Annotated in this window: 1 pseudogene; it reads left to right on the forward strand. The window is 68.5% G+C overall.

The features are described 5' to 3' along the window. A pseudogene (locus tag EN852_RS38680) lies at positions 1 to 305 on the forward strand (hypothetical protein); the annotation flags it as partial.

Genomic DNA, 305 nt, shown 5'->3' on the forward strand with positions numbered 1-305 from the left:
GCCACGGGCGACTTCGACAATTTCACCCTCGGCGAAAAGGACGACGACGCGCTGGAATTCGTCCAGGCCGGCGGCGGGCAGGCAAACGACATCGTCTGGATCGCCGATTCCGACGGCGCGCTGCTGATCGGCACCTCGGGCGGCATCAGGGCGCTGTCCGGTTCCGGCATCGATGAGGCGCTGACGCCGTCCTCCTTCAAGAACCGCCGCTCGCGCACCTTCGGCTGCGCCCGCATCCGCCCCGTCGATGCCGGCCAGTCTTTCCTTTACGTGACGCGCTCGCGCCGGGCGATCGCCGAGCTCAC

It is taken from the genome of Mesorhizobium sp. M2E.F.Ca.ET.209.01.1.1, from assembly GCF_004010375.2.
In the GTDB taxonomy this organism is placed as follows: Bacteria; Pseudomonadota; Alphaproteobacteria; order Rhizobiales; family Rhizobiaceae; genus Mesorhizobium.